Annotated in this window: 21 protein-coding genes and 5 tRNA genes; 10 read left to right on the top strand and 16 right to left on the bottom strand. The window is 69.7% G+C overall.

Annotated elements, in window-relative coordinates:
• Window positions 1–2: 2 nt before the first annotated feature.
• The 7 genes from tig to H0E82_RS09560 all read right to left on the bottom strand — a co-directional run bounded on the left by tig (window position 3) and on the right by H0E82_RS09560 (window position 5,238).
• Window positions 3–1,310, bottom strand: coding sequence for a trigger factor (gene tig, locus H0E82_RS09590; protein WP_180545239.1), 1,308 nt, complete (start codon window positions 1,308–1,310; stop codon window positions 3–5).
• Window positions 1,311–1,734: 424 nt separating this feature from the next.
• Window positions 1,735–1,819 (bottom strand) — tRNA-Leu (locus tag H0E82_RS09585).
• A gap of 104 nt (window positions 1,820–1,923) precedes the next feature.
• Window positions 1,924–1,999, bottom strand: a tRNA-Lys gene (locus H0E82_RS09580).
• Window positions 2,000–2,070: 71 nt separating this feature from the next.
• Window positions 2,071–2,147, bottom strand: a tRNA-His gene (locus H0E82_RS09575).
• Window positions 2,148–2,347: 200 nt separating this feature from the next.
• Complete coding sequence (locus H0E82_RS09570; RefSeq protein WP_180545238.1) at window positions 2,348–3,418, bottom strand: zinc-binding metallopeptidase family protein; 1,071 nt, start codon at window positions 3,416–3,418, stop codon at window positions 2,348–2,350.
• Window positions 3,419–3,427: 9 nt separating this feature from the next.
• Entirely contained in the window at window positions 3,428–4,231 is an 804-nt protein-coding gene (locus H0E82_RS09565) for a transglutaminase domain-containing protein (protein WP_180545237.1), read from the bottom strand.
• 242 nt (window positions 4,232–4,473) lie between these two features.
• Window positions 4,474–5,238, bottom strand: a complete 765-nt coding sequence (locus H0E82_RS09560; protein ID WP_180545236.1) for a Bax inhibitor-1/YccA family protein — start codon at window positions 5,236–5,238, stop codon at window positions 4,474–4,476.
• Between the two features lie 147 nt (window positions 5,239–5,385).
• On the opposite strand from H0E82_RS09560, the gene H0E82_RS09555 reads away from it, so the two are divergent.
• Together H0E82_RS09555 and H0E82_RS09550 are read left to right on the top strand one after the other, a co-directional pair.
• Window positions 5,386–5,462 (top strand) — tRNA-Pro (locus H0E82_RS09555).
• Between the two features lie 21 nt (window positions 5,463–5,483).
• Window positions 5,484–5,560, top strand: a tRNA-Arg gene (locus H0E82_RS09550).
• Between the two features lie 298 nt (window positions 5,561–5,858).
• Here the strand turns inward: H0E82_RS09550 and H0E82_RS09545 are convergent.
• The 5 genes from H0E82_RS09545 to grxC all read right to left on the bottom strand — a co-directional run bounded on the left by H0E82_RS09545 (window position 5,859) and on the right by grxC (window position 10,060).
• A complete protein-coding gene (locus tag H0E82_RS09545) occupies window positions 5,859–6,383 on the bottom strand; it encodes a DUF4124 domain-containing protein (RefSeq protein WP_180545235.1) in 525 nt (174 codons plus the stop codon).
• A gap of 396 nt (window positions 6,384–6,779) precedes the next feature.
• The gene (locus H0E82_RS09540) at window positions 6,780–8,102 is read right to left on the bottom strand and encodes a Na+/H+ antiporter NhaC family protein (protein WP_180545234.1); all 1,323 of its coding nucleotides are present in this window, start codon (window positions 8,100–8,102) and stop codon (window positions 6,780–6,782) included.
• Window positions 8,103–8,235: 133 nt separating this feature from the next.
• Window positions 8,236–9,243, bottom strand: a complete 1,008-nt coding sequence (locus H0E82_RS09535) for an isocitrate dehydrogenase (RefSeq protein ID WP_180545233.1) — start codon at window positions 9,241–9,243, stop codon at window positions 8,236–8,238.
• Window positions 9,244–9,363: 120 nt separating this feature from the next.
• Window positions 9,364–9,756, bottom strand: a complete 393-nt coding sequence (locus tag H0E82_RS09530) for a carboxymuconolactone decarboxylase family protein (RefSeq protein ID WP_180545561.1) — start codon at window positions 9,754–9,756, stop codon at window positions 9,364–9,366.
• A 10-nt stretch (window positions 9,757–9,766) separates the two neighbouring features.
• Window positions 9,767–10,060, bottom strand: coding sequence for a glutaredoxin 3 (grxC, locus tag H0E82_RS09525; RefSeq protein WP_219338495.1), 294 nt, complete (start codon window positions 10,058–10,060; stop codon window positions 9,767–9,769).
• A gap of 190 nt (window positions 10,061–10,250) precedes the next feature.
• Here grxC and H0E82_RS09520 point away from each other — a divergent pair, with 190 nt between their 5' ends.
• The 7 genes from H0E82_RS09520 to H0E82_RS09490 all read left to right on the top strand — a co-directional run bounded on the left by H0E82_RS09520 (window position 10,251) and on the right by H0E82_RS09490 (window position 20,530).
• On the top strand, window positions 10,251–11,888 hold the full coding sequence (locus H0E82_RS09520; protein ID WP_486624449.1) for a M48 family metalloprotease: 1,638 nt from the start codon (window positions 10,251–10,253) through the stop codon (window positions 11,886–11,888).
• A gap of 399 nt (window positions 11,889–12,287) precedes the next feature.
• The gene (phoB, locus tag H0E82_RS09515) at window positions 12,288–12,977 is read left to right on the top strand and encodes a phosphate regulon transcriptional regulator PhoB (protein ID WP_180545230.1); all 690 of its coding nucleotides are present in this window, start codon (window positions 12,288–12,290) and stop codon (window positions 12,975–12,977) included.
• Between the two features lie 614 nt (window positions 12,978–13,591).
• Window positions 13,592–14,920 (top strand): phosphate regulon sensor histidine kinase PhoR, encoded by a 1,329-nt coding sequence (phoR, locus tag H0E82_RS09510; RefSeq protein WP_180545229.1) that lies wholly within the window; start codon window positions 13,592–13,594, stop codon window positions 14,918–14,920.
• Window positions 14,917–17,067 carry a polyphosphate kinase 1 gene (ppk1, locus tag H0E82_RS09505; RefSeq protein WP_180545228.1) on the top strand — a complete coding sequence of 717 codons (2,151 nt, stop codon included), beginning with the start codon at window positions 14,917–14,919 and terminating at the stop codon, window positions 17,065–17,067. Before phoR ends, ppk1 begins: the two co-directional genes overlap by 4 nt.
• Before the next feature lie 91 nt (window positions 17,068–17,158).
• The gene (ppx, locus tag H0E82_RS09500; protein WP_180545227.1) at window positions 17,159–18,703 is read left to right on the top strand and encodes an exopolyphosphatase; all 1,545 of its coding nucleotides are present in this window, start codon (window positions 17,159–17,161) and stop codon (window positions 18,701–18,703) included.
• Window positions 18,704–18,831: 128 nt separating this feature from the next.
• Window positions 18,832–20,013 (top strand): glycosyltransferase family 4 protein, encoded by a 1,182-nt coding sequence (locus H0E82_RS09495; RefSeq protein ID WP_180545226.1) that lies wholly within the window; start codon window positions 18,832–18,834, stop codon window positions 20,011–20,013.
• Window positions 19,994–20,530 (top strand): phosphatase PAP2 family protein, encoded by a 537-nt coding sequence (locus tag H0E82_RS09490; protein ID WP_180545225.1) that lies wholly within the window; start codon window positions 19,994–19,996, stop codon window positions 20,528–20,530. The genes H0E82_RS09495 and H0E82_RS09490 overlap by 20 nt, the downstream gene beginning before the upstream one ends.
• 33 nt (window positions 20,531–20,563) lie before the next feature.
• Here the strand turns inward: H0E82_RS09490 and H0E82_RS09485 are convergent, their stop codons facing one another.
• The 4 genes from H0E82_RS09485 to creB form a co-directional block, all read right to left on the bottom strand.
• On the bottom strand, window positions 20,564–21,178 hold the full coding sequence (locus H0E82_RS09485) for a GNAT family N-acetyltransferase (protein ID WP_180545224.1): 615 nt from the start codon (window positions 21,176–21,178) through the stop codon (window positions 20,564–20,566).
• A 79-nt stretch (window positions 21,179–21,257) separates the two neighbouring features.
• Window positions 21,258–22,634 (bottom strand): cell envelope integrity protein CreD, encoded by a 1,377-nt coding sequence (gene creD, locus H0E82_RS09480; protein ID WP_180545223.1) that lies wholly within the window; start codon window positions 22,632–22,634, stop codon window positions 21,258–21,260.
• 75 nt (window positions 22,635–22,709) lie between these two features.
• A complete protein-coding gene (creC, locus tag H0E82_RS09475; protein ID WP_180545222.1) occupies window positions 22,710–24,152 on the bottom strand; it encodes a two-component system sensor histidine kinase CreC in 1,443 nt (480 codons plus the stop codon).
• Window positions 24,153–24,300: 148 nt separating this feature from the next.
• Window positions 24,301–24,978, bottom strand: a complete 678-nt coding sequence (gene creB / locus H0E82_RS09470) for a two-component system response regulator CreB (RefSeq protein WP_180545221.1) — start codon at window positions 24,976–24,978, stop codon at window positions 24,301–24,303.
• 682 nt (window positions 24,979–25,660) lie between these two features.
• Here creB and H0E82_RS09465 point away from each other — a divergent pair.
• A complete protein-coding gene (locus H0E82_RS09465; RefSeq protein WP_180545220.1) occupies window positions 25,661–26,521 on the top strand; it encodes a 23S rRNA (adenine(2030)-N(6))-methyltransferase RlmJ in 861 nt (286 codons plus the stop codon).
• Window positions 26,522–26,625: the final 104 nt, after the last annotated feature.

Raw genomic sequence — 26,625 nt, 5'->3', positions numbered from 1 at the left:
GCTCAGGCCTGGGAGCCGATCGCGTCCTGGAAGCTGAGCGCCTGCTCGGTGTGCTTGGCGCGCTCGGCGATCCAGTCGATCACCTGCTCCTCCATCACACGATTCTGCAGACCCGACATCAGCTGGGGGTCGTTGCGGTACATCTCAATGACCTGCTGCGGCTCCTCGTAGGTCGAGGCGATCAGCCGCATGGTTTCGTTCACGCGCTTGGGATCGAGCTTCAGATCGTGGCGACGCGCCACCTCGCCGACCAGCAGACCGACCAGCACGCGCTTGCGCGCGGGCTCTATGAAACCGATGTACGCATCGTCGGCCACGTTCGGATTCTGGCCGTTGCGGCGGGCCTGCTCGACGGTCTGGCGCAACAGCGAACGGGCCTCGGCTTCCACCAGTTTCGGCGGCAGCTCGATGTGCGCGAACGCCGCGACCAGCTGCTCGCCGACCTCGCGCCGCAGACGGTTCATCAGCGCTCCCTTGAGCTCGCGCTCGAGGTTGCTGCGGATCTCGGTGCGGAACTGGTCCAGCTCGCCGCTCTTGACGCCGAAGCTGCGGATGAACGCCCCGTCCACATCCGGAAGCTGCTGCTCGGAGACCTGTTCGATCTTGACGTGGACGCTGGCCTGCTTGCCGGCCAGCTGCGGCACACGCCAGTCGTCCGGGAAGGTGACCTCGACGACTTTCTCGTCGCCCTTCGCCAGGCCCACCAGGGCCTCCTCGATCTGCGGGTACATCGCGCCGGAGCCCAGTACCGTGACACCGCGCTCGGCACCTTCGGCCGGCAGGCGCTCGTCGCCGATCTGCGACCAGGTTTCCACGTCCACGGCATCGCCGGTCTGCGCGCCTCGCGTCACCGCGCTCCAGCTGCGACGCTGCAGGCGCAGGTTCTCGATCATGCGGTCGATGTCGTCCTCGGCCACTTCGGCGGTGTGACGCACGACCTCGAGCTTCTCGAGCTCGATGTCGCCGAAGTCCGGCACCACCTCGAAGGTCGCGGTGAATGCGAGCTCGCCCTCACCCGCCTCGCCTTCCGGCGTGATCTGGGGCGCGCCGGCCAAGCGCAGCGCGTTCTCGCGGATCGCCTGGTCGAATCCCTCGCGCAGCAGCCCGTCGAGGACTTCCGCGCGCACCTGCTCACCGAAGCGCTGCTCGACGACCTTCGCCGGCACCTTGCCCGGACGGAAGCCCTTGAGCCGGGTGGTCCGCGCGATCTCGCGCAGGCGGCCGCCGACCTGGGTCTCGAGGCGTTCGGATGGCACACGGAACGTCATCTTGCGTTCCAGGTTGCCCAGCGATTCGACCGAAACTTGCATATCCACTCCTGCGCTTGCGACTTCCGCCGCACGACGTCTGACTTGTTTGGGAAGGTGACCCCGTGCCGACAGCGCACCTGTAGGCGCCCGGGGCGACGGAACGGGATAGTTTGGCGGATTCGCGGTCTTCCCGCCACCGCCGCGGCGGCGGGGAGACCCGAAGAGGCGGCCGGCGCATCTCGATCGCCCGGCGATCCGAGACAGGCGCCCAGGCGCGGTCGCGTCACGCGCCGAGCAGGACGGCCTCTACGGACGACGCCACCGCGCTGGATCGCGGGGCCGCGTGCCCGTCAGAGCCGCCCGGCGCACGGCCACACCGGTCTTCGAATGCCGTACGCACCGCAGGTCTAACCCTGTTCCGCAGGATCGAGGACCTGCAGTTCATGGCAGCACGGAACGGGCCGGGCGCGAGGGCGTGTCCGAGTGGTGCGAAAGGCGGGACTCGAACCCGCACGCCTTGCGGCACTGGTACCTAAAACCAGGGCGTCTACCAATTCCGCCACTTTCGCAACGTGCCGACCGCATTGCCGGCGGGCGCATCGTAGTCGATCCGTGCACCGACGCCCAAGCCGGAACGAAGAACGCCCGGCAGTGCCGGGCGTCTTCGTGCAACTGGTGGGCCGTCAAGGATTCGAACCTTGGACCTATTGATTAAGAGTCAACTGCTCTACCAACTGAGCTAACGGCCCGATGAAGCGGGCGCGCAGTTTACGCAACTCTGCGCGCTTGGGCAACACCTCGCGGTGCCCGCCCGGGAACATGGGGTGGCTGAGGGGACTCGAACCCCCGACCACTGGAATCACAATCCAGTACTCTAACCAACTGAGCTACAGCCACCATAAAGCTTGATCCGCCCTCGGGCCTGGGGCCCGCGGCAGCCGCGCATTCTATCCGATTCGCGCCGGAACGGAATGCCCCGCGCGACGATCGCCGCGGCGGGCCGGCAGTGTAACGCGCGTGGGCGGCAATTGGCAGCAACCCTCCCCCGCCGACACGAGACCCGGAAAGATCGCGCGGATCAGCTTGGGCCGCCGGGCTCAACGCAGCCCCTGCCGCCGGATCAGCGCATGGATGTAATCCATCTTGGCGATCACCGCCGGCGGGATCACGAAGGGATACACGTCCGGCTGCCCCATGGCCCGGTTGAGGCTGTTCAATGCATAGGTCAGCGGCAGCCAGGCATCGACGAGACGCTGTATACGCGAGACATGGATCGGGTCGAACGCGATCTGGGCATCCATCGAGCTGTCGTCGGCGATGTCGGGCGCGATCCGGATGCCGAAGGCCGAGGCCATTTCGAGCGTGTCCACCATGTGCAGGTAGTGGGCCCAGGTCTCGGCCCAGTCCTCCCACGCGTGCATCGTCGCGTAACTGCTGACGTGGCTGGCCTGCCAGTCGTCCGGCGCGCCTTGCGCGTAATGGCGCTTGAGCGCTTCGCCGTAATCGAGGCGGTCGTCGCCGAAGAGCGCGCGGCACCGCGCGAGTTCGTCCTCGCCGGCGTCCCGCACGAGACGGTCCCAGTAGTAGTGGCCGATCTCGTGGCGGAAATGCCCGAGCAGGGTGCGATAGGGCTCGCCGAGCTGGATGCGCAGGCGCTCGCGGGCGAGATCGTCCGCTTCGCTCAGCGCGATCGTGATGTGGCCGTTGTCATGGCCCGTCAGCACCTTGGGGCCGCGCCGGGTCTCGGCCAGGAAGTCGAACGACAGCGGTTGCGGATCGCCGCTGTTCGGGGACGGTGTCGGCAGTCGCAGGCGCAGAAGCGAATAGAACAGGCGCCGCTTGGCCGCTTCGACGCGGCGCCAACCCTCCAGCCGCTCCGGAATCCCGAGATCGGGAATGGTGCGGTTGTGGCGACAGGCGCGGCAGTACTGCTCGCGTTCTTCCGCCGGGAGCACCCAGTTGCAGGCCGAATGCTCGGCATTGGCGCAGAAGCGCACATGACCACCAGGCCGCTCCGCCGAACGCCAGGCGCCGACGTCGGTATCGGGCTCCAGCGCTTCCAGCGTCAGCGTGTCGGCGAAGAATCCCAACCGGCTGCCGCAACGCAGGCAACCGGTGTTCTCGAAATACAGGACCTGCTCGCACTGCGAGCATTTGAACAATCGCATGTGTGACCTTCAGTCCCGGAGGGCAGCGTCGTCGACCTGCGTCCACACCCGGATGGAAAACGTGCGCAGTGGCCGGTAGGTGGTGAGGAACGCGACATCCGCTGCGTCCCGCCCGTGCGCGATCACCACACGCCCGCCCCTCGGCTGCGCCTGGGTGGCGTCGAAGGCGTACCAGCGGTCGCCTAGATAGGCCTCGAACCAGGCGTGCATGTCCATCGGCTTGAGGTCGTGCAACCAGCCGACAACCATGCGTGCGGGAATATCGAGCGCACGGCACAGGGTGATGCCCACATGCGCGAAATCGCGACATACACCGGCGCCATGCTCCAGCGTCTGCTGGGCATCGGTGCTGGCGTCGCTGGTGCCGTAGCGGTAGGCCAGGTGGGTCTGGATCCACGCGCGGATCGCTTCGGCCTGGGCGTAGCCGGCCGGCGCATCGCCCACCACCTCCTGCGCACGCGTCCACATCGCCGCCCGATCCGAGGGGCAGTAACGACTGGGGAGCAGGAACTGCAGGGTCTCGGCGGGCAGGGCCGCGGGGTCGTTGGCAGGCGCCATTGGCGCGACCGGCAGGTCAGGCGCGGCGTCGGCCAGACTCTCGACGCGCAGCCGGGTCAATCCTCGCGGCACGGTGAAGCGCTGGCACAGGTTGCCGAATCCGTCCCTATGCTCCGAGAACGCGTGGGTGTCGTCGAAGCCATCGCGATCATTCACCTGCCATCGGGCGCCGCCTGCGCGCGGGCGCAGCATGGCCAGGACCGGACTGGACACATCGGTTTCGATGCAGAGCTCGCAGCCGGTCAGCAGGCGCATGGGGAGGGTTCGGATCGACGAGATGCAAGCCTAGGGCCGGGACCGTGCAACCCGCGTGCAGGCGATGCACGCGGCCGGGCGGAAGCACGCACGACGCGGTTCGCAATCCCCACGCTGACGGTGTCGCACGACCGGCAAAGCGACGGGTTCCGGTGACCCGGGAGCACTGCGCGACTCACCCCTTCCCTCCAATGCAAACGGGCGCCGAAGGGCGCCCGTTGCAGACCACTGGACCGCAATACTCAGTCGCGCGACTGGAGCTTCGCCAGCAGACGCAGGAACTCGAGATACAGCCACACCAGGGTGACCATGAGCCCGAATGCGCCGTACCACTCCATGTACTTCGGAGCGCCCTGCTCGACGCCCGTCTCGATGAAATCGAAGTCCAGTACCAGGTTCAGCGCCGCGATCACGATCACGAACAGGCTGAAGCCGATTCCGATCAGGCCCGACTCGTGGATCAGCGGAATCGAGATCCCGAAGAAGCCGAGGGCGATGGTGGCGAGGTAGACCAGCGCGATACCGCCGGTCGCTGCGACCACGCCGAGCTTGAAGTTCTCCGTTGCCTTGATCAGACCGCTGCGATATGCGAACAGCAGCGCGAACAGCGTGCCGAAGGTCAACATGACCGCCTGCAGCACGATGCCTTCGTAGATGAAGTTGTACATGGCCGAGATGGCACCGAGGAAGAAACCTTCCACCAACGCATAGAGCGGCGCCGTCACCGGCGACCACTCCTTCTTGAACACCGTGACCAGGGCCAGCACGAAGCCGCCGATGGCACCACCCCACATGTACATGCCGAAGCCCGGCTGCGGCCGGCCATCCGTGCCGAACTCGACCTGGGACCAGGCGAATGCCGCGGTCAGCACGGTCAGCAGCAACAGGAAGCCGGTCTTGTTGACGGTGCCGTTGAGCGTCATCGCCTCGCCGTCGCGGGAGACGACGCTGCCGCTGGCGAGATCGAGGAAGGTGGATTCCTTGAGGGTGGGATTGCCGCTGCGCATGAAAATGGCCCCTGTCTGTCCGTGGAAAACGAGGCCTTCAGGATACACGGGACAGACCGCCCACGCCGTGCGTTTGACAGGCCTGCGGCGGGTTCCGACAATGCCGCCTCGCCCGGCCCTCGCGCCGCGCGTCGCCGCTCGTTCCGGCGGGGTATAGCGCAGTCTGGTAGCGCGCCTGCTTTGGGAGCAGGATGTCGGGGGTTCGAATCCCTCTACCCCGACCATCTCGAGCCTGCGCCCCTGTTGCGCCCGTAGCTCAACCGGATAGAGCACCGGCCTTCTAAGCCGGGGGTTACAGGTTCGATTCCTGTCGGGCGCGCCATCCGGGTCGACGTTCGCGGGTGGCGGATGCGCAATGCCCGCGGGTCCTGCGTGGTGATCGCTCGTACCGGCCGGCGCCCGTACCTTCAGCAGCGCTCAAAACGACCTCGAGCAAGCCCGGACGCCGATCGAGTGGACGTGGATGAAAGCTTGGTTCCGCACCGCGCGTGCGGGCCGCTGCGGGCGCGACGCCGCCCGCTCTGCCCTGCCCTGCCGGAGACCGGGAGAGCACCGCGGCACCGCCTCACCTCGATGCGGGCATGTCACCGACGGCGCCGTTTCGAGTCGCGCCGGCGCATTCAGAGGCTCGCGGCGCTCTCCGTCTGGCGTCGGATTTCGTCCTCGCGCGTGCGGCGTGCCGTTGCGCACTCCTGACGCGCCACGACGACCTGTGCGTTCGCGCTGGAGCGGTCGGTTGCCATCGCCTGCTGTATCCCAGCGATCTGACTGCGGATCCCGGACTGGGACGTGGCCCCGGCCAGGTCATTGTCGGCGCGGGCGAGCTGCGCGTTGAGCGCGTTGATCTGTTGCTGATACGCCGCCGCCCGCCGGTTCGATGGGCCGAGAATATCCGCCTCGGCGCGTTGCACGCAGTTGCGCTCGGCGATACCGGCGGATGACAACGCGGTGGATTGCGCGATCGCCTGCCGGTTCCGGCTGGAACCGTCTTCCGCGCTCGTCGTCGGAGGCGAGCGCACCTCGACCTCCCGCGCATTCTCTCCGCATGGCGTCTGTGCGTACTCGGTCGCACCATTCGCACGGACACATTTGTACACCTGCGCCTGGGCGCCGCCTGCTGCCAACGCGAGGGCGACGACGCCCAATCTCCATCCATTCCTCATGTCATCCTCCTGTGCGACGGGTCGGGGTGCCTGGACGCAGACGCGAGTCTCTCTGCAGCGCGGCCGCCATGTGGACTGTAGACCAGGGCGACGGGCCGGTGCACACCGGGTGTCGGGATCTGCGTGACCGGGCCGGCCGTCGATCGATGTGGCAAGAGGCCGTCCTTGCCCGGCCGATTGATCACCGGCCCGGCCCTGCCTGCGTCGAGACTGGTGACGGAAGGTGACTCGTGATGGTGGCCTGTGTCGTGGGGCCACCCCGGGCGGCGATCCCGTCGATCGGCGAGGGAACGCTCGGGGCGCTGCAAGCTGACGGACCTCGAGCCCCAGCGGTTGCATCAGCCGTGGAACGGTCGCTCGTTGTGCCTCTGGATCTGCTCAGTCCGGGGCGTCGCCCGGGACGGTCCGCTCCGGGCGCGGCCACGCGATGGCCACCACCGCAACCAGGGCCAGCAGCCAGCAGTAATAGACCCCCCCGGCGAGTGCGAGCGGCGACACCGCTGCCAGCGAACTCGCCAGCAGGATCTGCGCGCCATACGGCAACAGGCCCTGCATCACGCAGGCGAAGATATCGAGCAGGCTGGCAGCGCGGCGCGGACTGATGCCGTGGCGGACGGCGATGTCACGCGCGACGCTGCCGCTGACCAGGATCGCCACGGTGTTGTTGGCGGTGAATACGTCGGATGTCGCAGACAGTGCGGCGATGCTGAACTCGCCGGTGCGGCGTCCGCGGTGGCCGCGGGCGAACCGGGCGACGATCCCGGCAAGCCAGTCCAGCCCGCCGCAGGCTTTGGTGAGCGCGGCGAGACCTCCGATCAGCAGCGACAGCAGCAGGATCTCGGTCATGCCTTCGAAGCCGGACCAGATGTCAGCGGCGAGCGATATCACCCCGTAGTCGTCGGCGAACGCCATGCCGAAGCCACCGGCCAGCAGGATTCCCAGGGCAAGCACCACCAGCACGTCGACCCCGGCGACGGCCAGCACCAGCACCACGATGTAGGGCAGCATCAGCCAGGGTGAGCCGACGGGGGCCATGTCGATCGAAGCCGCGCCACCGAGCACGCCCAGCACGGCCACGGTTCCAATCGCCGCCGGCAGGGCGATCCAGATGTTCTCGCGGAACTTGTCGCGCATCTGCGCGCCCTGGGTGCGGGTGGCGGCGATGGTGGTGTCCGAGATCACCGAAAGGTTGTCGCCGAACATCGCACCGCCGAGCACCGTGCCCACCACCAGTACGCGGTCCAGACCCGACGCATCGGCAACGCCCAGTGCGATCGGGACGACCGCGGCGACCGTGCCCATCGACGTGCCGATGGCCAGTGCGATCAGGCCCGACAACACGAAAAGCCCCGGCAGGAGCAAGGGCGCAGGAATCAGGGACAAGCCGGTCGCCACCACCGCATCCACCGCGCCGATCGCGCTCGAGACATAAGCGAATGCGCCGGCGAGCAGGAAGATCAGGCACATCAGCACGATGTTGGGCTCGCCCATGCCGCGTAGCAGCAGGTCGCCCGCTGCCAGACCCCGCCGGTGCGCGATCCACGCCGCGAGCGCAAGGGCGGGCAGGATCGCGACCGGCGCGCGCACCTGGTAGAACCCCATCGGCTCGCCCTGGGCCGTGAAATAGAGTCCCGCGCCGAAGAACAGGGCCAGGAATACGAGCAACGGAAGCAGCGCGATCGCGCCGGAACGGGCAGTCATCGGCGAAGGGCCAGGGGGCGGAGCGGCATTGTGACGGCGCGGCGCAGGCGGGTCATGCGAACGCCCGGGACACTTGCGCATGAAAAACGGGACGCCGAAGCGTCCCGTCGTATGCGTCGCCGTGCCGCGTTGCTCAGAGGTGCGCAGCGATGGCCTTGGCGAACCCCATCGTGGTCCCGGTGCCGCCGAGGTCCGGCGTGACGCCGTCCCTGCCTTCGAGCGTCGCCACGATGGCCGAGCGCAGACGCTGGGCCTGGTCGGGCATCGCCAGGTGGTCGAGCATCTGTGCGGCGGCGAGCAGCAGCGCGCAAGGATTGGCCACGCCCTTGCCGGCGATGTCCGGCGCCGAGCCGTGCACGGCCTCGAAGATCGCCGCATCGGTGCCGATATTGGCGCCCGGGGCCAGTCCCAGGCCGCCGACGAGGCCGGCGCACAGGTCGGAGATGATGTCGCCGAAGAGGTTCGTGGTCACGATGATGTCGAACTGCTCGGGACGCATCACCAGCTGCATGCAGGTGTTGTCGACGATCATCTCGTTGGCCTCGATCTCCGGATACTCGGCCGCCACCTCGCGCGCAACCTTCAGGAACAGGCCCGAGGTGCTCTTGAGGATGTTGGCCTTGTGGACGATCGTGACCTTCTTGCGGCCGGTCCTGCGCGCCAGCTCGAACGCGTAGCGCACGATGCGGTCCGAGCCCTTGCGGGTGATGCGGGTGACCGACACGGCGGTCTCGCCGTCGGCCGACACTTCCTGGCCTTCGCTGATGTACGAGCCTTCGGTGTTCTCGCGGATCGTGATCAGGTTGACGCCGCTGTCGAAGCGCGAGCGCGTGTTCGGGAACGAGGTCGCCGGGCGCACGTTGGCGTAGAGGTCGAACTGGCGCCGCAGCTCGACGTTGATCGAACTGAAGCCGCCGCCGACCGGCGTGGTCAGCGGGCTCTTGAGCGCGATCTTGTTGCGGCGGATCGAATCCATGGTGGCCGCGGGCAGCAACTCGCCGTGCTTCTCGAGGGCCATCGGGCCCGCATCGGCGTCTTCGTACTGCAGGCCGAGCTGCATCGCGTCGAGCACGTGCAGCGTGGCGTCCATGATCTCCGGGCCGATGCCGTCGCCGCGGATGATCGTGATGGTCTGGGTCATGTGGGGGACGTTCCGTGCGCTTGGGACGCCGCGCGGGCGCGCGGCATCGGGTGAGAGGAAAACCCGCCCATTATGCCCGAGGCCGCGCACCCGCCCCAAGTCGACCAAGGTGGCACCACGTCATGCGTGCGAATGCGTTTCCGGTGCCCCGGTGGTGCCCTGCTCCAGCTTGTCCAGGAAATCCACTGCCCGGCGCAGGTGCGGGATCACGATACTGCCGCCCACCACCAGGCCCACGGAAAACGTCTCGAAGAACTCCTCGCGCGTCACACCGGCGTCCTTGCACTGGGCGACGTGATAGCTGATGCAGTCGTCGCAACGCAGCACCATCGACGCCACGAGGCCCAGCAGCTCCTTGGTCTTCACGTCGAGCGCGCCTGGCTGATAGGTCTGGGTGTCGAGGGCGAAGAACCGGCGCACCACCTGGTTGGGCTCGCCGAGAATGCGCTCGTTCATGCGCTTGCGGAACTCGGTGAACTCGGCGATCCGGTCACCTTCACCCTGCGCGTCCACTCCGGGTGCGTCACTCACGTGCAGCGCCCTCCAACAGAGGCAGGAACCCGCCCTTTCGATGCAGCGCCATCATGTCGTCGTAACCGCCGACATGGGTCTGGCCGACGAAGATCTGGGGGACGCTGGTGCGCCGGGTCTGTTCGACCATGCGCTGACGCGCGTCGGGATCGAGATCGATACGCACCTCGGTCCATTCCAGCCCCTGCGTCTTGAGAAACTGCTTGGCCGCGACGCAATAGCCGCAGATCGCGCTGGTGTAGACGGTGATTTCGGGCGGCGTCGCGCCGTTTTCGGTGGTGTTCAAGACGGTCTCCGGGAAACTTGTGGGCCGATTGTCGGTCACATGGGGTCACGAGGCCATGAGCCACTCACTTAACTCGGGGTTCACGTCCCGGGTCACGTGTAGCGGCATGCTGGCCGACGACGCGACCTTCACGTCTCCCCTTCAGCGAGACCCGATGCGCCAGTCCCACGCCCAGCTCCGCCCTGCCCGCCTGCGCCTGGCCGCGCCGCTCACCGCGCTCACCCTGGCGCTCGCCGCCTGGTGCGCGCCGGCACAGGAGGTGCGCCTGCCCGATATCGGGTCGTCGGCCGGCGCCGTGCTCAGCCCGGCCCGCCAGGCCGAATACGGACAGATGCTGCTGGCCCAGTTGCGGCACTACGACTACGTGCTCGAGGATCCGCTGGTCGACGGCTGGTTGCGCACCACCGGCACGCGGTTGGCCGCGTCGAGCGACCAGCCGCAGCAGCCCTTCACCTTCTTCATGATGCGCGACCGCAGCATCAATGCCTTCGCCACCTTGGGTGGCTACATCGGCATGAATGCCGGCCTCGTACTGGCGGCCGAGACCGAGGACGAGGTGGCCGCCGTGCTCGCGCACGAGGTCGCGCACGTGACCCAGTCCCACGTACTGCGCGGCGTCGAACGCGCCCAGCGCGACCAGGTGCCGATGCTCCTGGCGATGCTCGGCGCGATCGCGGTCGCCTCGCAGAGCAGCAGCAGTTCGTCGGACGATGCCGCGATGGCCGTGCTCGCCGGCGCCCAGGGCCTGGCCCTGCAACGCCAGATCGATTACACCCGCTCGAACGAGTCGGAAGCCGACCGCCTCGGCATCCGCACGCTGGCCCGCAGCGGGTACGACCCCGATGCGATGGCCACGATGTTCGAGCGCATGCAGGCGGTGTCGCGCACGAACCAGGGCGGCGAGCGTGAGCGCCTGCCCGACTACCTCAAGACCCACCCCGTCACCACGACCCGCATCAGCGAGGCCCGCGCGCGCGCAGAACGGATGGGGCGGGACACCGTGACGGCGGTGACGACGACCCCGCAAGGCTCGGTGACACAGCGGGTGCCGGTCGACGGGCCACCGGAGGCGCCGCTGCGCGCGCTGGACAATCCGCTGTTCCCGGTATCGTTGCGCCTGCCGCCCGGCAGCCTCGCCAATGCCGACGCGACCCAGTTCGGCTGGGCCCGGGAGCGCCTGCGGGTACTCAGTGCCAATACGCCAGCCGCGGCGATCCGCGAGTACGAGGCGATGCGCCGGACCGGCCCGCTGACCGACGCCCAGCGCTACGGCCTCGCGGTGGCGCGCCTGCGGGCGAACGAGATCGACGCCGCGGCTTCGGAATTGTCCTCGCTGCTCGCCGCCAACCCCGGGGATGTGTGGCTGTCGCTGGGTGTGGCCGAGGCCGATGCCCGCGCAGGGCGCAGCGCCGCCGCCGACCGGCGGTTCGAGGCCCTGATCGACCGGATGCCGCGCAACCCCGCCGTGGTGTTGACCTACGCAGGCGTGCTCGCCGAGCGTGACACCGCCGAAGCCGGCCGCCGGGCCCAGGCGATCCTGCGCCCGCTGCTCAATTCCTCCGGCGCCGATCCGGCGTTCCAGCGCGCGTTCGCCCGGGCCAGCGAAATGGCGGGGGATCCGGTGCGGGCCGGCGAAGCCTGGGCCGAAGCCGCGTTCCTCGGCGGCCGCGCCGAACAGGCGCTGATCCAGCTCAACACCCTGAAGAAGCGCGAGGATCTCGACTATTACGCCCGTGCGCGCATCGACGCCCGCATCGCCTCGATCACGCCCACGGTGCTCGAGCTGCATCGCCAGGGCGTGCGCGACGAGGATCTGCGCAGGCGCTGATCGGGACCGGCGCAGTAAGTTCCGGCCGACAGACTGCCGGCCTCCGGCACACCGGTAGTACGGTCGCGTAGTCCCGCGGGTGCGCACTTCCGGCATCGAGACTTCGGCGGGACTCTGTGCGGCCGCGACGGATCGGTGCGCCACCTGTAGTCCCGATCCGCGCCTGTGATGGCCCGGAGCGACCAGACGGTGTCGAGCAGGTCGCCAGCCACGCGGGATCCGGCGTGCTTGCGGACCCTCGCCGGTACCCGCCTCCCCCACGTCCTTGCGACCGCCTGCCTGTGGACTTGAGGGCGACGCGTCATCGCGGGAAGACTGGAATGCACCTGTCACGATGTCACCGGCCCGTCATAAAACTGTCGTGTAATGGCACGCACCCCCAGCCAGACGGAAGGCTCCATGCAGAAGCGCATCCTCATCGTCGACGACGAGCCGGCGATCCGAGACATGGTGGCCTTCGCGCTTCGCAAGGGCGAGTTCGAGCCCATGCATGCGGGCGATGCCCGCGAAGCGCAGTCGGCGATCGTCGACCGCGTGCCCGATCTGATCCTGCTGGACTGGATGCTGCCGGGCACCAGCGGGCTGGAGCTCGCCCGCCGTTGGCGCAAGGATGCCCTCACCCGGGACATCCCGATCATCATGCTCACCGCACGCGGCGAGGAAAACGACCGGGTCGGGGGCCTCGAGGCCGGGGTCGACGATTACGTGGTCAAGCCCTTTTCGGCCCGTGAGCTGCTTGCGCGCATCCGTGCGGTCATGCGGCGCGCGCGCGACGACGACGAGGACGGCAGCGTGACCGTAGGCAACCTGCGGATCGACGGCGCGGCCCATCGCGTGTTCGCCGGCCAGGAGCCGGTGCAGATCGGCCCCACCGAGTACCGACTGCTGCACTTCTTCATGACCCATCCCGAACGCGTCTACAGCCGCTCGCAGCTGCTCGACCACGTCTGGGGCGGCAGCGTCTACGTCGAGGAACGCACGGTCGACGTGCACATCCGCCGGCTGCGCAAGACCCTCGAGCCGAGCGGGCTCGACGGCATGGTGCAGACGGTACGGGGATCGGGATACCGGTTCTCGGCGTCGGTGTGAGCCTCGCCAGGCGGCTCCCGGCATTCGATCCTCGATCGGCGACGACGCACAGCGAACACCCGGAGCGCGCCGCGGATGGAGATGCGGCGATTTCCGACCATGCCGGGACAGCCCGGCGGAAGAAACCGAACCGGGAGACGTGTGTGGCTGGCGTGCCGGAGGATCGCTTCTCTCCGGCGCCGTCTCGTTCGACGATCACCGGACGAGCTGAACCCGATCGGGGCAGCGGACGAGCGTCTGTCCGCGTGTGCCTCGTGCCGACGGCGACGCGAGCGGTGGCCGCGTCCGGAGCGTCCGCCTGTCGCGAGCGGGCGGCTCGCTTTCCCCTGCCTGCGCGGAGACATGTCTCCGAACGACGCGGCCTCCCGGGCGAAGTACATGCGGCGCCGTGTCCGTTCGGCAGACCCGGCGACTCGACATCCAAGGCGGGGTCGACTGGCGCCGTCCGAGCGTGGACGGCGCCCTCCGGCTCCACCGCAGCCGCCGATGCCATGAGGCGGCATGCGGGAGAACGGCGACCGTCACCCCTGCACCACCTGTACCCGTGACCCCGGCTGCGGCACCCGTCACCCGCGTTCCCAACCTGTCGCCCCACATTGCCTAGACTTGTGCCTATGCCACCCCGTATCCACGCCGCCTGGACCCGCACCCTGCTGCAGCTCGTCGCCGTGCTCGCGGGCGCTGCAGTGATCGGCGCCCTGCTCGGGCAGGTGTGGATGGCGCTCGCCATCGCCGCGCTGGGCGTGGTCGCATGGCATTACTGGAAGCTGTGGGATCTGCTGCGTCGTCTGACCTCGCGCAGCCGCGTGCCCCCGCCCCAGGGCGACGGCGTGTGGCAGGAGACCGACCGCCTGCTGCACCGGGGGCAGACCGACATGCGGGCCCGCAAACGCCGGCTGATCGCCATGCTCCGGGCCTACCGCGCGGTGGCCGCGGCGCTGCCCGATGCGGTGGTGGTCGTCGAGCGCAACAGCCAGCGTATCCAGTGGTTCAATACCGCGGCCACGTCGCTCCTCGGCCTGCGCATGCCGCGCGACATCGGCAAGCCGGTGGGTCCGACGCTGCAGCCCCTGCCGGTCTCGCAGTGGTTCGCGCACGGGCGCCGGGCCGAGCCGATGCTCGATGTCGCCTCGCCGGTGTCCTCGGGCACGCGCCTCGAGCTGCGCCTGATCCCCTATTCGGAGGATCTCTGGCTGCTGGTCGCACGCGACGTGACCAAGCTGGTGCGCCTTGAGCAGATGCGCCGCGATTTCGTCGCCAACGTCTCCCACGAACTGCGCACGCCACTCACCGTGGTCCACGGCTATCTCGACATGCTCGATCCGGCGGAGCAGCCGGAGTGGGCGCCGATGCTGCAGGAGATGCAGCACCAGTCGCAGCGGATGACCCAGCTGGTGGAGGATCTGCTGACGCTCTCGCGCCTGGAGGCCCAGGACAGCATCGGCGAGGAGACCGTCTCGATGGCCTCGATGCTGGCGTCGCTGCGCCGCGAGCTGACCATGCTGAGCCAGGGCCGGCACACGCTGGACGTGGACGACGCCTCGGCGACCGACCTCGTCGGCTCGACCCGCGAACTGCACAGCGCGTTCTCCAACCTCGTCAGCAATGCGGTGCGCTACACCCCGGCCGGTGGACGCATCACGATCCGCTACGCCGCGACGCCCGAAGGCGGTGTCATGCTGGCGGTGGAAGACACCGGCTACGGGATTCCGGCCGCGCATCTTCCGCGGATCACCGAACGCTTCTACCGTGTCTCCACCAGCCGCTCGCGCGAGTCGGGTGGCACCGGCCTCGGCCTGGCGATCGTCAAGCACGTGCTGCATCTGCACCAGGCGCGGCTGGAGATCGAGAGCGAGGTGGGCCGAGGCAGCCGCTTCGCCTGCCATTTCAGTGCCGAGCGCGTGCGATCGCGCGAGGCCGCGTATTGCGGAGCCACCGGATGAGCGTCACCCCCAAGAAGCCCCGCCGCGCAGCCGTCGGAACGAAGAAGCCTCCGACGCTGGAGACACACGCCACCGCGCTGCAGGACGGCGTGTCCGATCCGCTGCTCGATCCGGCGCTGTATCTCAACCGCGAACTCTCCCAGCTGGATTTCAACTTCCGGGTGCTGGCCCAGGCCCTGGACGAATCGGTGCCGCTGCTGGAGCGGCTGAAGTACCTGTGCATCTCGTGCACCAACCTCGACGAGTTCTTCGAGATCCGCGCGGCCACGGTGCGGCATGCGCAGGACTTCGGCACGCCGCTGCCGCCCGACGGCATGACGCCGACCACGGTGCTCAAGCGCATCCACGACCGCGCGGCCGAACTGGTCGAGGCCCAGTACGCCTGCTGGAACCAGGTGATGCGGCCTTCGCTGGGCGCCGCGGGCGTGCGTATCCTCGGGCGCGACACGTGGACCGCGCGGCAGACGCGCTGGCTGCGCGCGTACTTCCGCGAAGAGGTCATGCCCGTGCTCTCCCCGCTGGGGCTGGACCCGGCACATCCGTTCCCGAAGATCCTCAACAAGTCGCTCAACATCGTCGTGGTGCTGAAGGGCAAGGACGCCTTCGGTCGTCTCGGACACCTGGCCATCGTGCGTGCGCCGCGCTCGCTGCCGCGGATCATCCAGCTGCCGGAGAACATCTCCGGCGGCGAGTACGACTTCGTCTTCCTGTCGGCGATGCTCTCGGAATTCGTCCACGAGCTGTTTCCCGGCATGGAGGTCAAGGGTGCATACCAATTCCGGGTGACGCGCAACTCCGAGCTCATCGTCGACGAGGAAGAGGTCGAGAACCTGGCGCTCGCCCTGCGCGACGAACTGATCGGCCGCGGCTACCTGCGCGCGATGCGTCTGGAGATCGCCGCGACCTGCCCGATGCCGATCGTGCGCACGCTGCTGCAGAACTTCGACCTGCCGGAGAACGCCGTCTACCGCATCGACGGCCCGGTGAACCTCAACCGGATCAGCCAGATCTTCGATCTGGTGCAGCGCCCGGACCTGAAGTTCCCGACCTTCCAGCAGCGACAGCTGGCCGGCAGCGACGCGATGTTCGAGCTGGTCGCCGGCGGCGACGTGCTGCTGCACCACCCTTTCGACTCCTTCGCGCCGGTGCTCGAGCTGATCAAGCAGGCCGCCGAAGACCCCAACGTGCTGGCGATCAAACAGACGCTCTACCGCACCGGCAAGGACTCGGCGATCGTCGAACATCTGGTGCAGGCTGCGCGCAACGGCAAGGACGTCACCGTGGTGGTCGAACTGCGTGCGCGCTTCGACGAGGAGGCCAACCTCGGCCTCGCCGATCGCCTGCAGGAGGCCGGCGTGCAGGTGGTGTACGGCGTGGTGGGCTACAAGACCCACGCCAAGATGCTGCTGATCGTGCGCCGCGAGGGTCGCAAGCTGCGCCGCTACGTCCATCTGGGCACCGGGAACTATCACGCCGGGACCGCACGCGGCTATACCGACTTCGGTCTGGTCACGGCGAACGCCGACATCGGCAACGATGTGCACCTGCTGTTCCAGCAGATGTCGGGGCTGGCGCCGGCGATCGGGCTCAAGTGCCTGCTGCAGTCGCCCTTCACCCTGCACGCCGGGGTGATCGCACGGATCGAGCGCGAGGCGGCCAACGCCGCGGCCGGACGGCCGGCGCGCATCGTGGCCAAGATGAACGCCCTCAACGAACCGCAGGTGATGCGCGCGTTGTACGCCGCATCGCAGGCCGGGGTGCAGATCGATCTGATCGTGCGCGGCGCCTGTGCCTTGCGCCCCGGCGTGCCCGGCGTATCGGAGAACATTCGCGTGCGCTCGATCGTCGGCCGGTTCCTCGAGCATCACCGCGTCTACTGGTTCCAGAACGACACCACGCCGGAACTGTTCTGCGCGAGCGCCGACTGGCTGGAACGCAACCTGCTGCGCCGCGTGGAAACCTGCTTCCCCCTGCTCGACCGCGATATCGCCGCGCGCGTGCGTGAGGAGTCGCTGGACAACTATCTGGCCGACAACGTCAACGCCTGGGAACTGCGCGAGGACGGCAGCTACCATCGCCTCGAGCCCGACGACAGCGCGGCGCCGCATTCGGCGCAGGGCTGGCTGCTGGCGCACCTGTGCGGCTGAGCATCAGGGCAACGACAGGCGACGACGGCGGCATGCATTACCATGCGCGTCCTCGCGGCGCGCCACCCGCGCCGAGCCCCGCAGGAACCGCATGACCGGCCAGGACACGCTCGCACTCGTCGAAGCCCTGACCCCGCCGATCGAGGACGGCGACATGCTCGCCGCGATCGACCTGGGCTCCAACAGCTTCCACATGGTCGTGGCCCGGTACACGCTGGGCCAGCTGCGGGTGGTCGACCGCCTGCGCGAAACCGTGCGTCTGGCCGAGGGGCTCGATTCGCGCGGCGGGCTGAGCGCCGAAGTGCGCCAGCGCGCGTTGTCTTGCCTGTCGCGGTTCGGCCAGCGCATCCGCGACATCCCGCCCCAGAACGTGCGCGCGCTGGCCACCCACACCGTGCGTCGGCTGTCCGCGCCGCAGGCCTTCCTGGTGCCGGCCGAAACCGCGCTCGGACACGCGATCGAAGTGATCGCCGGCCGCGAAGAAGCGCGTCTGATCTACCTCGGCGTCGCCCACGCGCAGCCGCCGAAGCCGGGGCAGCGCCGGCTGGTCATCGACATCGGCGGCGGCTCGACCGAATGCATCATCGGCAGCGGCTTCGATGCGCTGGAGCGCGAAAGCCTGCAGGTCGGCTGCGTCGCCAGCACGCGCCGCTTTTTCCCCGGCGGCAAACTGTCGAAGAAGCGCTGGCGCGATGCGCTGGCCGAAGTCGCGACCGAGTTCCAGCAGTTCGCCAGCACCTATCGCGCGCTCGGCTGGCAGGAAGTGGTGGGCGCGTCGGGGACCAACAAGGCGATCGGCGAGATCTGCGCGGCGATGAAGCTCACCAAAGGCGCGGTGACCGCCGAGGCCCTGCCGCAGGTCCGTGACCGCCTGCTCGAGGCGGGCCATGTCGACGCGATCGCCCTGCCGGGCCTGTCGGACGACCGCCGACCGATCATCGCCGGCGGCGTGCTCGTGCTGGAAGCGGCCTTCAGCGTGTTCGGGATCGAACGCATGCAGGTCAGCAAGGCCGCGATGCGCGAGGGCGTGCTCCACGACATGCTGGGCCGCGCCGGTGAGGCCGATCCGCGCGAGGCCTCGATCGAGGCGCTGATGCTGCGCTACGGCATCGACCGGACGCAGGCCGGCCGGGTGGAAGCGACGGCCCTGCGCCTGTTCGACCAGGTCGCCCGCGACTGGCGACTCGACGCCGACGACCTGCGCATGCTGGCCTGGGCCGCCCGCGTCCACGAGCTGGGCCTGGTGATCGCGCACAGCCAGTACCACGTGCACGGCGCCTACGTGCTCGAGCATTCCGACATCGCCGGCTTCTCGCGCCAGGAGCAGCAGTTCCTCGCCTCGGTGGTGCGCTGCCATCGGCGAAAGGTGCCGAAGACGGCCTTCGACGCGGTGCCCGACCGCCTGCTCCTGCAGGCGCGCCGCACGTCCGCGCTGCTGCGCATCGCCGTGCTGCTGCACCGCAGCCACGAGGCCGACGTGATCCCGCTGCTGCATGCGCGAGTGGACGGGGACGCGCTGCGTCTCACGTTCTCGCAGCGCTGGCTCGATGCGCGCCCGTTGCTGCGCATCGATCTGGAAGGCGAACTCGATGAGATCGCCGCGCTCGGCGTGACCCTGGTCGTCGGCGCCGACTGAGGCGGAACGGGCCGTGCGCCCGCGCGGTCCAGGCACGGCGACCCGTCATCGAACCGTCAGCCGGCTGTCACCGCGGCGGCATCTCGCGCGCCCACCATGACCGCAGCCCAAGGCAGCGGACCGTCACGATGCGCTACGCGATCGTCACCGATACCTACCCGCCCGAGGTCAACGGCGTCGCCCTGACCTTGCAGTCCTACGCCGAGGCCCTGCGCGCTCGCGGCCACGAGGTCGACATCGTGCGCCCGGCCCGCCCCGGCGAGCGCAGCGGGGAGGACGCCGACGGCACACTTCGCGTCTCCGGCATGCAGTTGCCGCTGTATCGCGCCTTGCGTTTCGGCCTGCCATCCGCGCGCCGCCTGCGCGCACGCTGGGCTGCGCTGCGCCCGGATGCGGTCTACGTGGCCACCGAAGGCCTGCTCGGTGCATCCGCGCTGCGCGCGGCCCGGGCGGCGGGCATTCCGACCGTCACTGCGCTGCATACCCGCTTCGACCTGTACATGGAGGATTACGGCCTGCGCCTGCTGCAGCCGGCGGCGCTGGCCTGGATGCGTCGCTTCCACGGCGGTGCCGATGCGACCATCGTCGCGACCCAGGCCCTCGAGCGCTGGCTGCACGCGCAGGGCGTCGCGCACGCGATCACGCTCTCGCGCGCGGTCGACTGCGCGCGCTTCGATCCCGCGCACCGCGACCCGGCGCTGCGCGCCGAATGGGGGATCGAGGGGGACGGCCTCGTGGTGATCCACCTGGGCCGCGTGGCCGCGGAGAAGAACCTCGGGCTCGCAATCCGCGCGTTCCGCGCGCTGCAGCAGCGCCATCCCGACGCGCGGATGGTCTTCGTCGGCGACGGCCCCTTGCGCGAACCGCTGCAGCGCGCGCATCCCGACATTCTGTTCGTCGGCACCCGGCGCGGTCGCGATCTCGGGCGGCACCTCGCCAGCGCGGACCTGTTCCTGTTCCCGAGCCGCAGCGAGACCTTCGGCAACGTCGTCCTCGAGGCGATGGCCAGTGGTGTGCCGCAGGTGGCATTCGCGCTCGGCGCCGCGGTCGAGCATCTGTGCGATGGCCGTCACGGCGCCTGCGTCGACGGGGACGACGAGGCCTTCATCGCGGCCGCCCTGCGCCTCGCGGACGATCCGCGCGCGCGCAGGCGGATGGCCCTGGCCGGCCGCGAGGCGATGCTCCGCCTCGCACCGGTGCAGGTGGCCGCCGAACTCGACGCGCTGCTCGCCGGTGCCGGAGCCAGGAAACGGACCGGCGCCGCCGACTGCTTCGCAGAGGAGCCGGGCCATGCTCGCCCCGCCGCGTAACCGCCTGCAGGCCCACGACGCGGGCTGGTGCCTGCGCGCGAACCGGGCCTGCACGCGCGCGTGGCTGCGCCGGGGGTTCGCCATCGTCAGCCGACTCGGCGACGGCGTGTTCTGGTATGCCCTGATGACCGCACTGGTGTTGCTCGACGGACTGGACGGCCTGGTCGCGGCCGCGCACATGGCCGCCACGGGTGGCATCGCGCTGTTGATGTACCGCCGCCTCAAGCGCTGGACCCGGCGGCCGCGGCCGTTCGCCGCCGACCTGCGCATCCAGGCCTGGGTCGCCCCGCTCGACGAGTTCAGCTTTCCGTCGGGGCACACGCTCCATGCCGTCGCGTTCACGATCGTGGCGCTGGCCTACTACCCGGTACTCGCCGGCCTGCTGGTGCCGTTCACGGTGCTGGTGGCGGCGTCGCGCGTCGTGCTGGGCCTGCACTACCCGAGCGATGTGCTGGCCGCCACCGCCATCGGCGGTGCGCTGGGCGCGATGTCGCTGTGGCTCGCCATGCCGGTCTGAAGCCGGCACGGGCACAGCGGGCGCCGCGTCGTTTCACGTCGCGGTGTCCGCTTCGAGACGACGGGTCCAGAAGGTCAGCGCATGCGCCACGTCGCCGCGACCGATCTCGTTCCAGGGCAGTCGCATCGTCAGGTCGGCCTGTCGCACGTAACCGCGACCCCGCCAGAATCGCGCATTGTCGCGTGCGTCGCCCGGACGCCGAGGGTCGTCCTGCGCGCGATCGACCGCGGCGAATGCCGTGAGTGCGTAGCCGCCGAGCGCGCGTGCATGGGCTTCGCGCCGGTCGAAGAATGCGTGGCCGAGGCCACGTCCACGCCAGGCGGGCAGCACCACCGACTCGGCGAAATAGAACACCCGCGAGATGTCCATGCCGCGGGCGGCGAACGGGGCCTGGAAGGCGGCGTCCTCGTCGGCGAGCGGCAGTCCGGTCGACGCCCCCACCACCTGGGCGCCGTCGAGGACGAGAATGCACACACTGCACGGCGATCGCGCATATCCGGCGAGATAGCCACGTTCGTAGGCGATGTCGCCGTCGTACAGGTACGGCCACTCCCGGAACACCTGCATGCGCAAGCGGGCGACATCGTCGAGGTGGGGCGCGAGTGCATCGCCGGAGACGACATGCACCCGCAGGTCGGAATCACGCATGGCGGGAAGTCTGGCATCGCCTGTCGAGCAACGCACGGGCTGCGGACGAACGCCGCGGCCCGTGTGCCTGCGGGAGGGGTCAGGAAAGCGGCGGCGTGGCGACGCGGGCCGGCGCGCCCAGGGCGTACCAGTCCACGCGCCGCGTGAGCAGCATCACGGCCGACAGGATCACGAAGAGCAGGCCCGCGCCCAGCACCAGCGCGTTGTCCTCGGACACCAGCAGACCGTAGAGCGCGGCATACAGCAGCGCGAGCATGGCGGCGAACCCGGCGCCCCAGCGTCGGCTGCGAAGCACTGCGGCCAGGTATACGCCGATCAGGCCGATGCAGGCCACGCTGGCGAGGAGATAGGCGAGGCCGAATGCGATGCGTTCCGACAGGCTGACCAGCAGCAGGAAGAAGATCGCGAGCGCCATGCCGACCAGTGCGTACTGGATCGGATGGATGCGCAACTGCCGCATCAGCTCGAACATGAAGAACGCGGCGAACGTCAGAAGCACGAAGAGGATGCCGTACTTGCTCGCGCGATCGGCACGGACGTAGGCGTCCACCGGGTCCACCAGCGCAACGCCGAGCACGTCGATGTCGGCGGCGCCGTGCTCGAGCAGCAGCCGCTGGGCCGAATCACGATCGATGCGCGCGCCCTGGCGGTATTGCCGTTGTGCATCGCTGGCCAGCGACGACACCGCCCACTGCGCGCGGAATCCATCCGCGCCGATCTCGCTGGCCTGCGGCAGGAAACGGCCGTTGAACTGCGGATGCGGCCAGGGCGAGTCGAGCGTGACCCGGGTATCGCCGGCCAGCGGGACCACCGCGAGGGATGTGCTGCCGGCCAGCTCGAACTCGAACGCGCTGCGCAGGCGCAGCGTGCGTCCGGAGATCACCGGCGCGAGCAGGGCGTGCAAGCCGGCGCCCATCTCGTCGCCGGCACCCTGCTCCACGGTCACCGGCGCATCGTCGATGCGCAGCCGCGGCGTGCCACGCAGTCCACGCACGTCGGCGATGCCGTAGCTCAGATAGGGCCGGCCGATACGCCGCGGCGCCACCGCGTCGGCGGCCTCGTCCGGGATGCGCACGTCGAATTCGGCCGTCATCTGCCCGGTCAGGCCGTACATGCGCACCTCGTGCAGGCCCAGACGTCGGGTGTAGGGCGCGATCGTGCCCGACAGCTGCGCGGTCTCCGGGAAGAACAGCCAGCGGCCCCTGCGTTCGCGGTTCGCCACGCCGGTCACGCGTCCTCGTGCGTCGGTCTCTTCCACCGCCACCGTTTCGATGTAGGGCACCACGAGCACCGGCGCGGCGACCGCCTGCCGCCCGGCTTCGCTGAGCGCGATGCGCTCGACCGCCTCGGCGCGAAACCGCTGGCGGTCGTGGATGACGCTGCGGATCAGCAGCAGCGGCAGCAGGATCACCAGGCTCAACCCGGCCACCATCAGGATCTTCAGGGCCAATCGCATCGCACACTCCAGTCGGAACGGTGCGCGCAGCCTGGGCCGGCCAGGTGTGCAGCCGATGGGGGCTGTGTGAAGCGGCTATGAAGCGGGAGGCGACGCCAGCGGCAACTCGATCGTCGCGATCGCGCCGCCCCCGGCCCGGTTGTCGAGGGCGGCGCGGCCGCCGTGAAGCGCCGCCACTTCCGCGACGAAGGCCAGGCCGATGCCACTGCTCCGGCTCCCGCCTCGGGGCCGGGGCAGCGAATAGAAGCGCTCGAACACCCGCGACAGGGCGTAGTCCGGCACCCCCGGGCCGCGGTCGGCGACGGTGATCCGGACGCTGCCGGGGCCCGGGGCCACCGCGACCTCGATCGCCTCGCCCGCCGCCGAGAAATCGCAGGCGTTGTCGACGAGATTGGCGAGCATCTGTCGCAGCAGGAAGGGGTCGCCATCGACGTGGGCCGAGCGACACGCGGGATCGATCTCGAGCCGCACCGGTACGCCGCGTGGATCGTCGCGCACGCTTTCGAGCGCGGCGTCGACCAGGCCCGGCAGCGCGACCCGTTCGGGCTGGTCGATCCGCCGGCGGTGCTCCACCGCGGCCAGGGCGAGCAGCTTGTCGATCGCCTGGGTCATGCGTTCGCCCTGCGCGCGCACGCTGGCGGCGAAGCGTCGGCGCTCGGCATCCGGCAAGGGGGTTTCCAGCAGCTCCGCCGCGCCCCGGATCGCCGACAGCGGCGCCTTGAGCTCGTGGGTCAGGCTGTGGACGTACCGCTCCACGTACTGCCGGCCCTCCAGCCGCTCGCGCATGGTCTCCAGGGCGCGGCCGAGGTCGGCGAATTCGCCGGCCGTGCGCGGCATGCGCGCGCGTTCGCCTGCCGTGACGGCATCGGCATAGCGGCGCAGCGCATGCAGCTGACGCGACAGCCACCAGGTCGACAACAGGCCGATCGCCAGCGCGACGCCCACCAGCACCGCGCCCCAACGCAGGATGGTGGCCTCGCTGCGCGCGATGAACGGCGCGATGGTGCGATTGGGCTTGGCCACTGTCAGCACGCCGACGATGCGGTTGCCGTCGCGGATCGGCGCGGCGACGTGCATCACCGACGTGGCGTCGTCGTCCGGATCGGAGCGCGTGGACCGCGCGCCGTAGCGGCCGCGCAGGGTCAGGTGCACATCGTTCCAGCGCGAGTAGTCACGACCGAGATCCTCGCCGCCGGAATCGAAGACCACGATGCCGGCCGCGTCGGTGATGTAGACGCGGTAGGCGATCCCGGACTTGCGGAAACCCCAGATGTCCGCGTCCACCGGGCGGTCGGGCAGCGCGCGCAGGCGCGCGGCGAACGCCCCGTCGTCGATGCGTCCGGCCAGGAAATCGTCGGTGGCCAGCTCCGCCAGCACCCCGGCGGTGTCGGCCAGGGTGTCTTCCATCGCCTGGCGCACGCCCGGCTTCACCTCCTGGGTGAACACCCGCAGCAGCAGCAGCGCCGCCAGCGCGACGATCGCGAAGGTCCCGAGCAGGATGCGCAGCCCGATCCTCATGCGGCGCCCGGCCCGTACGGGACGTCGCGACCCGTGCGGCTGCAGGCCGGGCGCGGTCCGGGTACACGCAGACAGGCGCGCCGTCCCCGCCCGGCAGACGCCGTGTCGCCCCGGCCCCGCACGCTGCGCGGGCTGTGCCCGGAGACCCTCAACCCACGTCCACCGAATAGCCGAGCCCACGATGCGTTCGCAGCGGGTCCGCCGCGGGGTGGATGATCCTCAGCTTCGCGCGCAGCGTCTTGACGTGCGTGTCGACGGTGCGGTCACCGCTCTCGGCCGCCCCCGCCCACACCCGGTCCATCAGTTGCGCGCGCGACAGCACCGCCCCCGGGCGCGCCAGCAGGGCGGCCAGCAGACCGTATTCGTAGCGCGTCAGCTCGAGCGGCTGGCCGAAGTAACGGATACGCAGCCCCACGCGGTCGTGCTCGAACGCACCCGAACTCACCGTGTCGCCGGCCACGGGTCCCGCCGCGCGCCGCAGCGCCACGCGCACCCGCGCCACCAGCTCGCGCAGCGAGAAGGGCTTGGCGATGTAGTCGTCGGCGCCGAGGTCGAAACCCAGTACCCGCTCCGCCTCGCCGGCCTGGGCGGTCAGGAAGATCACCGGGAGCGGACGCGCCCGGCGCAGCTCGGCGCACAGCGCGAAGCCACTGATATCCGGCAGGCCGACATCGAGAATCGCCACATCGAACGCCCCTGCGGCGGCCGCGCGCAGCGCCGAGTCGCCGTCCAGGCAGTGGCGTACCGCGTGGCCGTCGGCCTCCAGGGCGTAGACCACGGTATCTGCGATCGCGATCTCGTCCTCGACGAGCAGGATGTCGGCCATGCGTCGGCGGCAGCTGGGGTCCGCGCATGCTACTCCCGGGCAGGACCCAGTGCCCGCTCCTGGCGGCGCGGAGAGGCCGGCGGAGCGTCGCCGGCGGGATCGGCGAGCCTTCGACGGGCCGCTGCTCAGAGCCTGCACGCACTGCCCCCCGGACCGTTCCAGCGGGACACCACCTCCGTGGCATCGACGAGGATGGGTCTGGTGGAACCCGATCGCGCGCCCGTCGCGGTCGTCGAAGGGGCCCGCATCGGCCGATGCTCGAAGACGCCTCGTCGCCGACCCGGCACGGCATCACGTCGCTGGTGCCCTGCGAACGGCTACGGACGAACAGGCTCCCGGAGAACCGGCGCCTGGTGAGCGCGGCGCAGCGATCGGTCCGCCGCCGCGTGACGGCTGCTTCGGGCGCATCCTTCGGGACGTCGGGCACCATCTCCGCCTCCGCATTCCGGGTGAAGCCGAGTGTGCCGATCGTCGCCCGGCGCGGGATGCCTGCCGCGGAGTCCTCGTCGCAGTGCTCACCGGCGTGCGGATCCGCGCGCGGCCCCGGACGGGCCGTCATCGTGTCCCACCCGAGTATTCGCGCATCGGACGGCGAACCCCGCATCCCGCTGTCGGACCATCGCCCGAGCGGCCTCGCCACCGCGTCGGCACGCCCCGGCCCGATGGCGACTACGCTATGCGGATGAATTACCAGCACGCCTTCCACGCCGGCAACCACGCCGATGTCCTCAAGCACGTCGTGCTGCTCGCGATCTGCGATGCGTTGACCGCCAAACCAACGCCGTGTTTCGCGCTCGATACCCATGCCGGGGGCGGCGTCTACCGCCTGCTCGAGGCTCGCGCGCGGCGCACGGCCGAGGCCGACGACGGCATCAACCTGCTGCTGGCGTCCTCTCCGAAGCAGCCGCTGCTCAGGCGGTATCTCGATGCGGTGGCCGCCTGCAGGGCCGCGCACGGCGCCGATGCGTATCCGGGCTCTCCCTGGCTGCTGGCCCACGCGTTGCGCGCGCAGGACCGGATCGCCTGCTGCGAGATCGAACCCGCCGCCGCAGGCGCGCTGCGCCGGGCACTGGGCGGCGATCCGCGGGTATCGGTCCATGCCGGCGACGGCTATGCGGCGATGAAGTCGCTGCTGCCGCCGAGGCACGGCGCGCAGCGGTTCAATCGCGGCCTCGTGCTGATCGACCCGCCGTACGAAGCGCAGGCCGCCGAGTTCGACATCGCGTGGCGGGCGATGCGCGAGACCCTGGCCCGCTGGCCCCAGGGCATCCAGGCCCTGTGGTACCCGATCAAGCAGCGGCGCACCCTGTCGCCGTTCCTGCGCGCCGCGTCCAAGCTGCAGACACGCTCGACCCTGCTGGTCGAGCTTCTGGTCCGCAAGGACGATTCGCCGCTGCGGATGAACGGCAGTGGCCTGCTGCTGCTGGACCCGCCCTGGCAGCTCGCCACCGCACTGGCGCCGGCGCTGGACGAGCTGCGCGCCCTGCTGGGCGAGGACGTCGGCGCCGACACGCGTCTGCACTGGCTCCGCGAGCCCGCCTGAGCCCGCGCGCATTGAAGTGAATGCGTCCGCCGGCAGCACATGAACAGCGCCCTTCACGGTCCCTGAATCGCGGCAACGGGTAAGGTCCGGCCACCGTCTCCGGT

It is taken from the genome of Luteimonas deserti (assembly GCF_013425765.1).
Lineage (GTDB): Bacteria > Pseudomonadota > Gammaproteobacteria > Xanthomonadales > Xanthomonadaceae > Luteimonas > Luteimonas deserti.
This window is presented reverse-complemented; position numbering and strand designations above follow the sequence as displayed.

Coding starts and splice junctions, on each gene's coding strand:
- H0E82_RS09495 (WP_180545226.1), top strand. CDS start 18,832: ATGCGCTACGCGATCGTCACCGATACCTACCCGCCCGAGGTCAACGGC.
- H0E82_RS09535 (WP_180545233.1), bottom strand. CDS start 9,243: ATGACCCAGACCATCACGATCATCCGCGGCGACGGCATCGGCCCGGAG.
- creC (WP_180545222.1), bottom strand. CDS start 24,152: ATGAGGATCGGGCTGCGCATCCTGCTCGGGACCTTCGCGATCGTCGCG.
- ppx (WP_180545227.1), top strand. CDS start 17,159: ATGACCGGCCAGGACACGCTCGCACTCGTCGAAGCCCTGACCCCGCCG.
- H0E82_RS09485 (WP_180545224.1), bottom strand. CDS start 21,178: ATGCGTGATTCCGACCTGCGGGTGCATGTCGTCTCCGGCGATGCACTC.
- tig (WP_180545239.1), bottom strand. CDS start 1,310: ATGCAAGTTTCGGTCGAATCGCTGGGCAACCTGGAACGCAAGATGACG.
- phoR (WP_180545229.1), top strand. CDS start 13,592: ATGCCACCCCGTATCCACGCCGCCTGGACCCGCACCCTGCTGCAGCTC.
- H0E82_RS09490 (WP_180545225.1), top strand. CDS start 19,994: ATGCTCGCCCCGCCGCGTAACCGCCTGCAGGCCCACGACGCGGGCTGG.
- H0E82_RS09540 (WP_180545234.1), bottom strand. CDS start 8,102: ATGACTGCCCGTTCCGGCGCGATCGCGCTGCTTCCGTTGCTCGTATTC.
- ppk1 (WP_180545228.1), top strand. CDS start 14,917: ATGAGCGTCACCCCCAAGAAGCCCCGCCGCGCAGCCGTCGGAACGAAG.
- H0E82_RS09570 (WP_180545238.1), bottom strand. CDS start 3,418: ATGCGATTGTTCAAATGCTCGCAGTGCGAGCAGGTCCTGTATTTCGAG.
- creD (WP_180545223.1), bottom strand. CDS start 22,634: ATGCGATTGGCCCTGAAGATCCTGATGGTGGCCGGGTTGAGCCTGGTG.
- H0E82_RS09465 (WP_180545220.1), top strand. CDS start 25,661: ATGAATTACCAGCACGCCTTCCACGCCGGCAACCACGCCGATGTCCTC.
- creB (WP_180545221.1), bottom strand. CDS start 24,978: ATGGCCGACATCCTGCTCGTCGAGGACGAGATCGCGATCGCAGATACC.
- H0E82_RS09560 (WP_180545236.1), bottom strand. CDS start 5,238: ATGCGCAGCGGCAATCCCACCCTCAAGGAATCCACCTTCCTCGATCTC.
- phoB (WP_180545230.1), top strand. CDS start 12,288: ATGCAGAAGCGCATCCTCATCGTCGACGACGAGCCGGCGATCCGAGAC.
- H0E82_RS09565 (WP_180545237.1), bottom strand. CDS start 4,231: ATGCGCCTGCTGACCGGCTGCGAGCTCTGCATCGAAACCGATGTGTCC.